Annotated in this window: 12 protein-coding genes and 2 pseudogenes; 5 read left to right on the forward strand and 9 right to left on the reverse strand. The window is 48.5% G+C overall.

The features are described from left to right. Nucleotides 1-2: 2 nt before the first annotated feature. Entirely contained in the window at nt 3-1592 is a 1590-nt protein-coding gene (locus tag JO375_RS20645) for an amidohydrolase (RefSeq protein WP_229526223.1), read from the reverse strand. A 40-nt stretch (nt 1593-1632) separates the two neighbouring features. After that, nucleotides 1633-2340 carry a 4'-phosphopantetheinyl transferase family protein gene (locus JO375_RS20650; RefSeq protein ID WP_229526224.1) on the reverse strand — a complete coding sequence of 236 codons (708 nt, stop codon included), beginning with the start codon at nt 2338-2340 and terminating at the stop codon, nt 1633-1635. A gap of 224 nt (nt 2341-2564) precedes the next feature. Between JO375_RS20650 and JO375_RS20655 the strand changes: the two genes are divergently transcribed. Beyond that, complete coding sequence (locus JO375_RS20655) at nt 2565-4025, forward strand: RICIN domain-containing protein (RefSeq protein WP_229526225.1); 1461 nt, start codon at nt 2565-2567, stop codon at nt 4023-4025. Between the two features lie 123 nt (nt 4026-4148). Here the strand turns inward: JO375_RS20655 and JO375_RS20660 are convergent, their stop codons facing one another. Together JO375_RS20660 and JO375_RS24650 are read right to left on the reverse strand one after the other, a co-directional pair. Continuing rightward, nucleotides 4149-4664, reverse strand: coding sequence for an acyl-CoA thioesterase (locus JO375_RS20660; protein WP_229526226.1), 516 nt, complete (start codon nt 4662-4664; stop codon nt 4149-4151). A 180-nt stretch (nt 4665-4844) separates the two neighbouring features. After that, nucleotides 4845-4967: a hypothetical protein gene (locus tag JO375_RS24650; RefSeq protein WP_267497790.1), complete on the reverse strand. Its 123-nt coding sequence runs from the start codon at nt 4965-4967 to the stop codon at nt 4845-4847. 338 nt (nt 4968-5305) lie between these two features. Here JO375_RS24650 and yhbH point away from each other — a divergent pair, with 338 nt between their 5' ends. Continuing rightward, the gene (yhbH, locus tag JO375_RS20665; RefSeq protein ID WP_229526227.1) at nt 5306-6472 is read left to right on the forward strand and encodes a sporulation protein YhbH; all 1167 of its coding nucleotides are present in this window, start codon (nt 5306-5308) and stop codon (nt 6470-6472) included. Next, nucleotides 6469-7914: a SpoVR family protein gene (locus JO375_RS20670; protein WP_229526228.1), complete on the forward strand. Its 1446-nt coding sequence runs from the start codon at nt 6469-6471 to the stop codon at nt 7912-7914. The genes yhbH and JO375_RS20670 overlap by 4 nt, the downstream gene beginning before the upstream one ends. A 73-nt stretch (nt 7915-7987) precedes the next feature. Here the strand turns inward: JO375_RS20670 and JO375_RS20675 are convergent, their stop codons facing one another. The 5 genes and pseudogenes from JO375_RS20675 to JO375_RS25155 form a co-directional block, all read right to left on the reverse strand. Beyond that, nucleotides 7988-8908 (reverse strand): histidine kinase dimerization/phospho-acceptor domain-containing protein, encoded by a 921-nt coding sequence (locus JO375_RS20675; protein WP_229526229.1) that lies wholly within the window; start codon nt 8906-8908, stop codon nt 7988-7990. Nucleotides 8909-8996: 88 nt separating this feature from the next. Next, nucleotides 8997-9683, reverse strand: coding sequence for a response regulator transcription factor (locus JO375_RS20680; protein ID WP_229526230.1), 687 nt, complete (start codon nt 9681-9683; stop codon nt 8997-8999). A gap of 41 nt (nt 9684-9724) precedes the next feature. Next, nucleotides 9725-9955, reverse strand: a pseudogene (locus JO375_RS20685) (aminopeptidase); the annotation flags it as partial. A gap of 438 nt (nt 9956-10393) precedes the next feature. Next, a pseudogene (locus JO375_RS25150) lies at nt 10394-10447 on the reverse strand (hypothetical protein); the annotation flags it as partial. 117 nt (nt 10448-10564) lie between these two features. Continuing rightward, nucleotides 10565-10741 (reverse strand): hypothetical protein, encoded by a 177-nt coding sequence (locus JO375_RS25155; RefSeq protein ID WP_377531692.1) that lies wholly within the window; start codon nt 10739-10741, stop codon nt 10565-10567. Between the two features lie 364 nt (nt 10742-11105). Between JO375_RS25155 and JO375_RS20700 the strand changes: the two genes are divergently transcribed. Beyond that, nucleotides 11106-11807: a response regulator transcription factor gene (locus JO375_RS20700; RefSeq protein ID WP_229526231.1), complete on the forward strand. Its 702-nt coding sequence runs from the start codon at nt 11106-11108 to the stop codon at nt 11805-11807. Next, complete coding sequence (locus JO375_RS20705) at nt 11804-13165, forward strand: sensor histidine kinase (RefSeq protein WP_229526232.1); 1362 nt, start codon at nt 11804-11806, stop codon at nt 13163-13165. The genes JO375_RS20700 and JO375_RS20705 overlap by 4 nt, the downstream gene beginning before the upstream one ends. Nucleotides 13166-13173: the final 8 nt, after the last annotated feature.

The raw sequence follows: 13173 nt of genomic DNA on the forward strand, positions 1-13173 counted from the left end.
TTCTATGATTGATATGCAACTTGGCCATTTACAACCGTCATTCGTACCTTAACGTCAAGTAAAGCTTGCGGATTTTCCGATATATCACGGTCAATAACCGTAAAATCAGCGGCTTTGCCTTCAGCCAGCAATCCCCTTTCACCAGCCTCCCCGGCTGCTACTGCGCTTCCTGTAGTAAAGAGCTGAATGGCCTCATGAACATTCAGCTTTTCTGCGGGAAGATAACCCTCATGCATATCTTCTGGCTTGGCACGCGTTACAGCTGCATGCATGCCGAGAAACGGGTTCAGCGGCTCAATCGGCGCGTCACTGCCGCCGGCACATGGAATACCTGCGCCCAGCAGCCTTTTCCAGGCATATAAATATTCGGTCCGCTCTTCTCCCACCCGTTCCAGCACCCATGGGAAGTCGCTTGCGACAAAACGCGGCTGGATGTCCGCAATCAGCGGCAGCTTCGCCATTCTTCGGACCAGTTCAACCGTAAGCACCTGTCCGTGAATCAGGCGATCCGGCAGCCCGCTTTCCTTTGTCAGCGCATGTGTCTCCATTGCGGTCAAAATCATTTGCGCTGCCCCATCGCCTATGGCATGCACAGCCACCGGAAAGCCTGTGGCTCTGGCTGCTGCCACCATCTGATTCAGCTCCGCCTGAGGTTGAATTGCCATTCCGCGGGTATGCGGAGCGTCACTGTATGGCTCGGATAATAATGCGGTTCTCCCGCCAATGGCACCATCGGCAAACATTTTGATCGCACCGATTTTATACCACTCATTTCCGCTGCCCGCACGCAGCCCTTGCACTTTTGCTTCTTCCATATATGGATGATAGATGAGCTGGTGTGTGCGAAAGGCAAGGCCTTCTTCCCTCAGCTCTCTGTAAATTCGCTGCATCGTCTCCACGCTGCCCAAAAAACGCAAATCCTCCGTGTGCGCACCAGTCAGGCCAAGTCGTAGCGCATCGAGACATGCCCGTCGAATCGTCTCCTTTTTAACCGTATAATCCGGCTTGGGCTGTACGCTTGTAAAAGCAAAGGATGCCTCCTCATAAATCAATCCGTTCAATCGTCCTTCAGCATCTCGCCCGTAGGCTCCCGAGGCCGGATCAGGGGTGCTGTCGCTAATACCCGCACGTCGAAATGCCTCTGAATTAGCCAAAAACGTATGAAAGCACGTACGGGTCAAATAGACCGGATGCTGATCTGTTATCGCATCCAGCTCGGCTATACCCGGAATTTCAACAGGAATAAACGCATTTTCATTCCAGTTCAGCCCTAAAATCCACTCTCCCGGCGGTGTTACAGCGACCCGCTTGCGCAGCATCGCCAGCATTTCTTCCTTGGAGGCGGCTGATGTTAGGTCCAGCATCGCCAGCTTCATGCCGTACATGGACAAATGCATATGTGAATCGGCCAAGCCTGGCAGTACATAAGCGTCCTCCCAATCCACAGTTTGGTATTCCTTGCCAGACAACTGTAATTCAAGCTCCCGGGCAGATCCGATCGCCTGAATGCGGCCATGCTGCACAATCATCGAATCTCCTTTGGAAGCCTGCTCCCCGTAGAGCCTGCCATGCTTGAACAAAACGAACGTCAACGCTAGTCATCCCCCTTTTTCAGCAAAACACTTATCCACTTCATCTGATTATGCTTGTATCGCGAGCTTCCGCACTTATTGCATGGATATCGACCAGCTGCACCTCCCGGGCAAAACGGTCATGAGCAGCACAAACAGCCATTTTATAATCTTGATCCAGCTCATACTGTTTGAAATGACAATACTCGGTGGTAAAGCCTTCAGTCGTGAAATCTATGAACGAATGTGCCTTCAGCTCGAATGAAAAAGACTTCAGCGGTAGTGTCAATCCCTGCCCTTCGGCCTTTACAAAGCTTTCCTTGAGCGTCCACAGGTCATAAAAATAAGATAAGCGGCTCTTTGCTTCCTGGCCCATTAACGCATCATACTCTGTGTCCGAAAAGCATACCTTGCCTACCTCAAAATCAATAGGACGAAGCTGTTCAATGTCGATGCCGAGCGGATGATCATCAATGGCGCATACCACCCATTTTCCCGAATGAGACACATTAAAATGGAATGCGGGTGCATTCAACAAGAATGGCTTCCCGAAAGCATTGTATGTAAATTGAAGACTGGTATTAGACACCTTCAATTGCCGACAAGCGAGCCACCTTAACAATACATCGGCGTATAAGCCCCTTAAAGCGTCTTCCCGATGCAGAAAACGCTCCAGCTTCTGCCGCTTTTCCGGTGAAACCTGATTTAACAGCAGCTCATAGTGAACCTCAGCCTCCGGCTTGCTTGTATCAAGCGCGTATATTTCCATGGTCGCCTCCCGTATACCGTAATAGATATCAGCCAATTCGTAACACTCACCGTTCGCTTGAAGTCTGTTACATATGGATGGCGTGTGCCGCGTACATGGTCAATATACTACTCTAGCACTTTCAATTCAATATGGATACAATTGGGATAAGCAGCTCTATGAGGCTGATTTATAAGCCTATAATGTAAGCACTTTAAAAAACACATATGAGGAGGACGAAACAAATGAAATATGATTTTGCCCGCTTGTTGTGTATTATGCTTACTATTTTGCTGACATTGGGCATTTTCCAAATGTTCTCACCCAGGGTGGCTTCAGCAGCATCGGCGAATGTGGTGAATGGCATTCAATTTAAGGATACGGCTGGAAACATCGTCCATGCCCATGGGGGCGGAATGATCAAAGTGGGCGGTTATTATTATTGGTTTGGTGAAAATCGTAATCCGGGTGGCACGTTCAAGGCGGTATCAGCCTACCGTTCCTCTGATTTGAAAAACTGGGAGTTTCGCAAAAACGTGCTAACCAGCAGCTCAGCGGCAGAACTGAATGTGTCGAATATCGAGCGTCCCAAAGTAATATATAATGAAAAAACACGCAAATACGTCCTATGGATGCACAAGGAAAACGGAGTGAATTACAACGAGGCCCGAGTTGCAGTTGCCACCTCCGATACGGTAGACGGCGATTACTCGTATCAGGGCAGCTTCCGCCCGCTGGATCACGATTCCCGCGATATGACGGTATACAACGACAACGGAACGGCTTACCTGATCTCGGCGACGCGCGTGAACGCCGATCTGAACATTTATCGGCTGACACCGGATTTTCTGCAAGTTGAATCGCTGGTGGCAACACTTTGGCCAGGACAATACCGTGAAGCTCCGGCAATGTTCAAAAGAGGAGACGTATACTTCCTGATCACCTCCGGAGCGACCGGCTGGAATCCCAATCAGGCCAAGTATGCTACTGCAACCAGCATTGAAGGAACCTGGAGCAATACGATGAACTTCGGAGACAGTACAACCTACGGCTCGCAATCGGCCTATGTCGTGCCTGTTGAAGGTACACAGACGACGTCGTATCTGTATTTGGGTGACCGCTGGGCAGGAGCGTGGAGCGGCCCTGTGCAAGATTCTCAATATGTGTGGCTGCCGCTACGTTTTCCAACCACGACCTCGCTTGCCATGGACTGGTTCGACAGTATTCAAATCGACACGGCCAGTGGTGTGGTGGAAGGCGTAACCACGCCAATGGTTATTGATCCGGATGCATATTATCAGCTCGTGAGCCGCAAGAGCAACAAGCCGCTGAATATCATTGGCAGCGCAACGACGGATGGCGCGGATGTGGAGCAACGCAGGGATTCGGGAGCAACCAGCCAGCAATGGCAGCTCAAGGATGCGGGCGGTGGATATTATAAAATTGTGAACCGCAACAGCGGGAAGCTGATTGGTGTTGAAAATGGTGCCGCGACCGATGGCGCAGTTATCGAGCAGTGGAGCGACGGAGGCTGGTCCAGCCAGCATTGGCAGCTAGTATCCATAACCGGAGGCTATTACAAGTTAAAAAATCGGGCGACCGGCAAGCTGATCGACATTTCCGAGGGCGCCACGGCCGATGGAGCCAAAGCCATTCAATGGGGCGATAATGGCGGAACCAATCAGCATTTTCGCATCGTTAAGTAGAATAGCTCAGGTTAGACACAAAAGGAGCCGTATTCCTAAGCAGATCGTATTGATGATGACTGCGAAGGAAAACGGCTCTCTTTTACATAAGAAATTTTAATAAAGCTGATGATTTCTAATACATTACTGCTCCCACGGATAACTCGTCGTCAAAAAACCCGCGAGCTGCTTGCTTTCTTCCCTGCGCTGACGCCGGATGGCCGCGCGAGATGGCGCCGTCTGGTGCAATTGCATTTCCTCTTCTGTTTCCGGAATCACCTGTGGCACATTCACTTTACGGTTGTTCTCGTCCAGTGCTACAAAGGTCAGAAAGGCCGTAGCGGCAATTTTGCGCTCACCAGTCATGAGCCCTTCGCGAATCACCTTTACGAACACTTCCATCGAGCTACGGCCTGTCCAGGTAACGAATGCCTCCAGCGTGACGGAATCGCTTGGATGGATAGGCTGCAGAAAATCCACCGAATCCGTAGACGCTGTTACCGTGTTTGTCCGGCACAGCTTGGCAGCAGCGATTGACGCGATATCGTCGATATACGACATCAGCCTGCCTCCGAAGAGTGTGTTATGATTGTTAACATCGTTGGGAAATACACGGGATGTCTTGAAACAGTAGGTTTCTCGGATGTACTTGCTTTCCATGGGTTATCTTTCCTCACTTTTTCTGGTTGCTATCTTTTTATATATGAAACCTGTTTAGGCTATGCTAATCATCCCACTAATCCGTATAATAAATCAATACATAAAAATCCGCATTCTCATCCGAATCATTGCGATAGGTATGTATGTCAGACCCCTGAAACTGTACGGCATCCCCCGCGCTCAGCTTAAGCGCTGTCCCTGCATTTCAAAATACGTTTCCCCGCGGACCATGAGAATCGATTCTTCTCCCAGATGCTTTTCTGCCTGATGTGTAAAACCCGGCTTCAGACTTACCGTGAACACCTCGAATTTTTTTCCGAATGATACGCCTCCATCTCAGTTTAAATTTTGTTTCGGGTTATCTCTTCATTTATCAGCCCATAGAATCACCTCCCTAAAGATGAGAATTATGATTCATCGATTGTGATTGGATAAAATCCCCTTTTTCGATAACCTATTTTCAATATTGTAATTAACTATTCATTTTAGAAAAATAAAAAAAACTTGAAGCGTCCCGTTGCTGCATGCTTCGCATGATAATTTAAATCGAGTTCGATCACATATCGCACTTCCCCGTGAATATACTTAATAACCAACAAGGCCAAACTGTGCCGTGTATCCACTTGGGGGGTGCCTAACAAATGCCGGAATCACGCCAGCCGCATTCATTCATCGTATCGCGCGAAGACTGGTCGCTGCATCGCAAAGGGTACCAGGACCAGCAACGTCATCAGCAAAAGGTCAAGGATGTCATTAAGCAAAATCTGCCTGATCTGATTACGGAAGAAAATATTATTATGTCGGACGGTCAACAGATTATTAAAGTACCGATTCGCAGTCTGGATGAGTATCGCTTCATTTATAACTATCAAAAGCAGAAGCATGTAGGCCAAGGGGATGGCGACAGTCAGGTCGGAGATGTCATCGGACGTGACCTTGCTTCCCGAAAGCCAGGTAAAGGCGAAAAGGCCGGCGACCAGCCGGGATACGATATTGTGGAAACAGAAGTTAGTATAGAAGAACTGGAAGATATGCTGTTCGAAGAGATGGAATTGCCGCACTTGCAGCAAAAAGACAAGGATCAAATCGAGGTTGAATCTATCGTATTTAATGATATACGCAAAAAAGGCATGCAAGCGAACATTGACAAGAAGCGCACCATTTTGGAAAATTTGCGCCGCAACGCCCGCGAAGGCAATCCAGGCATTCATCATATCAGCCCGGATGATCTCCGCTATAAAACATGGGAAGAGAAAACGATCCCCCAATCCAACGCAGTGATCATAGCCATGATGGACACCTCAGGCTCGATGGGATCTTTTGAAAAATATTGCGCCCGCAGCTTTTTTTTCTGGATGACCCGCTTTTTGCGCCGTCAATATGAAAAGGTGGAAATTGTCTTTGTTGCGCATCATACCGAGGCCAAGGAGGTTACAGAGGAAGAATTTTTTACCCGTGGAGAAAGCGGGGGCACCATCTGCTCTTCCGCCTATATCAAGGCACTGGACATTATCGACAAGCGATACCCGCCGTCCAGCTACAATATTTATCCCTTCCATTTCTCGGATGGCGATAATCTGACCTCTGACAATGAACGGTGTGTAAAGCTCATCGAGGAACTGATAAAACGGTGCAATATGTTCGGCTATGGCGAAGTGAATCAATATAACCGCAGCAGTACATTGATGTCAGCCTACAAAAACATTAAAAAGGATCAGTTTATGTATTATGTCATTAAGGAAAAAGGCGAGGTATACGAAGCCTTGCGGACCTTTTTTCGCAAACGTGAAGGGGGAACGGCCGGATGAGCATCGATCAGAAAGAGCTGGAATATGCGATATCAGAAATTATGGAGGTAGCAGATGGCTTCGGGCTCGACTACTATCCGATGCGGTATGAGATTTGTCCGGCGGATATCGTATACACGTTCGGGGCCTATGGGATGCCCACACGTTTCAGCCACTGGAGTTTTGGGAAAGCCTTTCACAAGATGAAGATGCAGTATGATTTTGGTCTCAGCAAAATCTATGAGCTGGTGATCAACTCCAATCCCTGCTATGCCTTCCTGCTCGAGGGAAATTCATTGGTTCAAAATAAACTGATTGTCGCCCATGTGCTGGCGCACTGTGATTTTTTCAAGCATAACGTTCACTTCTCGACTTCCAACCGCAATATGGTCGAGAGTATGTCCGCCACCGCAGAGCGAATCAGCAGCTATGAAATGGAATACGGCTCGCAGGCCGTCGAATCCTTCATTAACGCTGTACTGGCGATACAAGAGCATGTTGATCCACAGTTAATCAAACCAAGGCCTCTGGACAAACAACGCTACATGGAGCTCAAAATCCGGGAACAGAAAGAACCTAAAAAACAACGTCCCCCTGGTCCTTACGATGATCTGTGGTCACTGGACACTGTGAAGCAGCAGCGAAGTTCAACGGAAAGCGAAGGCACTCAGCAAGTACGGCCGTTCCCGCCGGAACCGGAAAAAGACATTGTATGGTTTATTCAGGAATTTTCAGGGGTGCTGGAGGACTGGCAGCGGGATATTATGACAATGCTGCGGGACGAAATGCTGTATTTTTGGCCCCAAATCGAGACCAAAATCATGAATGAAGGCTGGGCCTCCTTTTGGCATCAGCGGATTGTAAGAGAACTGGATTTGACCGGGGATGAAACCGTTGAATTTGCAATGCTGAATGCTTCGGTCGTACAGCCTTCCAGACAAAGCCTAAACCCGTATTATTTGGGGCTTAAAATATTTGAGGATATTGAAAAGCGGTGGGACAATCCAACCCGCGAGGAGCAGGAGCGACAAGGACGCAAGCCGGGCGAAGGACGGGCAAAAATGTTCGAGGTACGGGAGTTTGACTCGGACACCTCTTTTATACGTAATTACATGACCAAGAAGCTGACGGAGGATTTGGATCTGTATGTGTTCGAGAAACGGGGATCGGATTGGAAAATTACCGATAAATCCTGGGAAAACATACGGGACCAGCTTGTGTTTTCACGTGTGAATGGGGGGTCCCCTTATATCGTCGTCGAGGACGGCGATTATCTGCATACAGGCGAGTTAAAGCTAAAGCACCAGTATGAAGGAATTGAACTGGATTTAAAATATATGGAACGTACGCTTCCGTATGTATATCAGCTATGGGGTCGCCCCGTACATTTGGAAACCATGATTGAGGGGAAGCCCGCCTTATTCTCATACGACGGTAAAAAACATCATCGCAAGTTTGTGTAACAAGTATAGACGAAAAAAAATAGCCTATATAAAAAGGCGCATTCCGAAAAAACGGATACGCGCTTTTTTAGGGTTACTTTTCCTTGAATTGAACGACGTAGCTTTGATTCAGCTGTTTTCCGCCTTCCGAAATATTCTGGTACATGGATAAAAACCGAGCCGACGGGCTCCATACCGTAGGACTGTCATAGGATTGGATGTCGGTCGTGACCGGAGTTGTTTTACCTGTGGACTGATCAAACACATACAGCCCTCTCATCCCCTTCTGATCCTCATCATAAATGGAAAAAGCCAGCTTGGACCCGTCGCTGGACCAGCTTCCACGGCTCATCAAAGTACCTTGGCCGATGGTTCCCTTCTCTTTGCCATGTTCATCCAATACAATCATGCGGGCAGGTTCGGATGTGTTCCATTTTCTTTTTTCAATTGCAATCCACTTACCGTCAGACGACACAGCAAAGGAGCTGGCACCATTCGCAATCGTTACAGCTTGCGGGTGGAGCGAGTGAAGCTCCACTTCCTCCGCATTCAATTTGAAATCATATTTATCCAGCACAGACAGCCGCAGCGAATCCTCTACAAGCTCGTACAAGCGTCTCGTTTCTTTGCGGATGCTTTCCCTCGCTTCACGTACGAGCTCAGGATCATCCCCGTACATATCCAGCAAATCGGCGTAAGCCTGGATCGAGGTTAACGGAGTTTTCAGCTGATGGCCAATATTACCGATAAAGGATTTTTGCTGCTGCTCCAGCTCTCTCAAACGCTGAACCGCTTCTTCCAGCCGCAGCTTTTCGTTTTCCAGCGCAGCAATACTCTCCCGGATCACATGACTCATCCGGAGCATTCCTTCATCCAGTCTTCCCAGTTCGTCCTGCCGTCGAAGCAGTCTCGCTTCAGGATAATGCCCTTCCGATATCTGTTCGGAAGCACGAGCCAACTCAATACACCGACAGTAAACAGCAGCAAAGCTGCCAGCACCAGTGGAAGTTTCCATCGTAGGCTCAAGCCTGTGCGTTTGCGAGTGTGCTTCTGCCTGTCAGTGGACGGCAAGCTTGCTTGTTTATCAGATGAATGTGGTTCGTTCACGTTATCTTCTCTGCCTTATAGCCGATACCATACACGGTCTGCAATATCGCCTGATGCGGCCCAAGCTTCTTGCGCAGGCGCTGGATATGGATATCCACCGTCCGTGTTCCGCCCGCATAATCGAAGCCCCACACCTGCTCCAGCAGCTCGTCCCGGGTATACACCCTTCCGGCATGGGACACCAACAGCACCAGCACATCGAACTCCTTGGGAGTCAAATCCAGCGCTGCTGCTCCGATTTCGGCCGTTCGGCTGGACGGACGTATCCGTAACGGGCCCAGTACCGTTTCTGCTCCTTCCGGCGCAGGCGCTCCTTCCCGTTCCAGCCTGCGAACCAATGCCTTAATACGTGCGAGCAGCTCTTTCAAGTCAAACGGCTTGCTCACAAAATCGTCCGCACCCAGTTCCAGGCCCAATACTTTGTCTACGATGTCGTTCTTGGCAGTCAGCAGCAAAATACCGATGCCCTTGCGGGTTTCCAGACGGCGGCACACCTCGTATCCACCCAGCTTGGGCATCATCACATCCAGTAATAGCACATCCGGGTGGAACAAACGCACTTTTTCCAATGCGTCCTCTCCATCAACAGCGGTTTTCACGTAAAAACCTTCCCTTTTTAACGCATAGGCCAGTGCATTGCGAATACTGGGCTCATCGTCCGCTATCAGTATTTTTTTATCCATGTCTTTCCCTCCTTGCCCCAAAGCAAAGCGTTCGGCTGCTTCTATTCCCGCACATCCGGTTTTTGAACGACCCCATCAATATGTACACCCGCAGCAACAGTCCCTCCAAAGGTGTTATTGCTGCCGAAAGCGACATAGATCGTACCGTATACTTTCTCGTCCTCCAACACAACTCCCGTAATTCGGGCCTTATCATTCGTTCCAATACCGAACTCGGCCAGCATTCGGCCAGCACCTTCGCCCAGCATTTCCAGCAGGGGCTTCCCGGCTTCATATATGGGCTCGCCCAATTCCTTTTTATCATCATCGGTTGCTACGAGAAGTGTCTCCCAGGCGGTAAGCCCCAAACATTTTTTGCAATACATTTTTACTGATTTCAATACCTTGTTGACTCAATTTACTTACCTCCTATTTTCAGGATGTATAAGCTGGACTTGATACACTTAGACCATTTCTGATACCAGTCTGCCTGCCCTTCCAATGCTCTTTCTATAATAGGAGCCACATCTGACCGGGGAGCTTGCCCAATCGTAATCATCCCAAGCTTGCGGATCTTGAATCCCTGCCTTCGCTTTATTTTATTGTACGCTCCTGATGACAAAGGGCAAGCCTGCGGCCTGCCCTGTTCTGGATTCGTCGTGGCTTCGGGCACGGCCTGCTGTCTGCAATATTTTCATGGAGCCGAACAATTCGGTGATTTTGGCAAATTCCTGCGGATCATAAAATGGGCACGTTCCGTTCGTGAGTTCCTTGGCAGTTTCAATCGAAAATTTTTACGGCAGTGGCAATATCATAGCCCATGTCAGCAAAAGCAGGGCCTGTAGCTGCGCTAAATCCAGCCAGCAACGCCAGGGCCACGGGCGGAAAACCGATCAGCATTTCTACCGACATATGTGTAACCAATCCACCGATAATGCGATCAGCAGCGAGATGACCAGATAAGCGACAAAACCAAAGCCAAGTGTACGACGAGCTTCTGAAATCGGACGGGTATATTGCGTATCCTGCGAAGAGGATGGCTCGGAAGCCTCTATGGTTGTGACACTCGTCCCTGACATGCCATTCGAAGCTTAAAGGCTCAAACGTTTTCGGGTGACGCTTTTCTTGTTCGTTGTCCATATGACCCTACTGCGGTTCACCATGTTGTATTTCGCCCCTGACGAGCGGTTTAACTTATGTTACTGCAACTTTCCTGCCATAACAATGTTCAACCCAACCAAAAGAAAGTACTATTTATTGTGCATCAGGAATAAAAAACAGAAATAAAGCGTTGTCATTATATGTTTTTCCTCCCCAAATGTCACGAAACATAACACGAAATAAAAATATTTTTCCCCTCCCCGCTTGCTTTAAAGTGTCTTAGCTGTCCGTATATGCTAAAATACTTCCGTATCGGCTATTCGCCTACAGGAGGACATGAACATGAAACAATCCATTCTGATCGTGGAAGACGAAGATAAAATTGCCCGGCTTTTAGAGATCGAGCTTGAATTTGAAGGTTACCGGGTGGTTAAGGAAAAAAATGGAATTGATGGGCTGGAAACGTATTACAAAGGCAAATGGGATCTGATATTGCTGGATATTATGATTCCCGGTCTTAGCGGTACCCAGCTGCTGCAACGGATTCGCAAGAATGATGCAAACATTCCTGTCATTTTGCTAACGGCTAAAAGTTCCATTGCTGATAAGGTGGAGGGGCTTGATTTGGGAGCCAACGACTACATTACCAAACCGTTTGTGATCGAAGAGCTCCTGGCACGTGTACGAGCCGCGCTCAGAGTAGGCGCAACGAAGGACACAGCTTCGCTGATGGCAGACACATGGCTTAGTGCGGGGGATTTACGCCTTCATGAAGGTACCCGTGAGGTGCTTCGGGGGGAGCACAGCGTTGAGCTTACGCCGCGAGAATTTGACTTGCTCGTTCATTTACTGCGACATCAGCGGCAGGTGCTGAGCCGTGACCAATTACTGGAGAACGTATGGGGTATGGATTATGCTGGTGATACCAACGTGGTAGACGTGTATATTCGATATGTACGCAATAAAATCGATCCTACTCGCCAGCTCCCCGAGTTGATCCATACTGTACGGGGTATTGGTTATGTACTGAAGGAATCAGTATGAAGCTGCAAAATAAAATCCATACCTACACCTCATTGCTGCTTGCAGTCTTACTTGTAGCCATTCATTTTTCGGTTTATTTTCTGTTCAGCCAGCTTTCTATCAATAGCCGCAAGGATCAGGTAGAAGCCACAGCGGAGAATATCATTCGCGGTATTCAGCGCGCTCCGGTATCGGTAGCAGCAGAGGATCTTCTTCGAGCCTATGTACCGCTGGATGGAATGCTTCGGCTAATGAATTCGAAGGGAGACTTGCTCTCCCCGATCACCTCTTCTTCGGAGCAATCTCTCAGCTTGATAAAGGGTGCTTATGATGAGACACGACAGGTTCGCATGATTACCCATGAAGACAACCGCTACATTCTTGTTTCCGTCCCCATGATTTGGAGCAATGGCGAGGTTGTCAATCTTCAGGTGACCGAAAGTCTGCAACCGACGATGCAGACACTGCAGGTCCTCAAAATTGTACTTGTAGCTGTCACCGGCATTGCACTCATTCCTGTGGTAATATCGGGAAAACTGCTCGGGCGACTGATTACACGTCCCATTACCTCTATGATTCGCACGATGAAAGAGATTCAACATAGCGGAAAATTCAAACGTCTTCCACTCAACTCCACATCACGCGACGAACTGGTCGAGATGGGAGAAACGTTTAATGCCATGATTGAATTGCTGGAGCGTAACTTTGTCCGGCAAGAACAATTTGTCTCTAATGCATCCCATGAATTAAAAACACCTCTTACCATTATTGAAAGCTATGCCAGTCTGCTAAAACGGCGGGGTATACAGCATCCCAACATCTTCGCCGAGTCTGTTGAAGCTATCCATTCCGAGGCAATACGAATGAAGGATATGGTAGAGCAGCTTCTTCATTTGGCCAAAAACGAGGAACAATGGAATGTTGTGTTGGAGCCTGTACGCCTGACCAAAGTGGCGACCGAATTGAAAACTACATTTGAAAATGCCTTTGCCCGGCAAATCCACCTGGACATACAGGCAGACTGCATCGGCTTTACCGATGCAAATAAACTGAAGCAGCTGCTATTTATTTTTTTGGATAATGCACGCAAATACAGTGACGAGTCAGTGCGTCTAACCATTGATGCCGTAGGCAATATGTCCCAGCCCCGTATTAGAATCACGGATCGTGGAATTGGAATTCCAGAGGATAAGCTATCTAAAGTATTTGACCGCTTCTATCGCGTGGATGAAGCCAGAGGCCGTAAGGAAGGCGGCGCCGGTCTAGGCTTGGCACTGGCTACAGGAATTGCCCAAGCTATTCACGCACAAATTGGACTGGAAAGCACACAGGGAATTGGTACGACAGCAACGATCATCCTCCCTTCCGTTCCAAAATAATAAGCTAA

This window comes from Paenibacillus farraposensis (assembly GCF_020736845.1).
Classification (GTDB): Bacteria; Bacillota; Bacilli; order Paenibacillales; family Paenibacillaceae; genus Paenibacillus; species Paenibacillus farraposensis.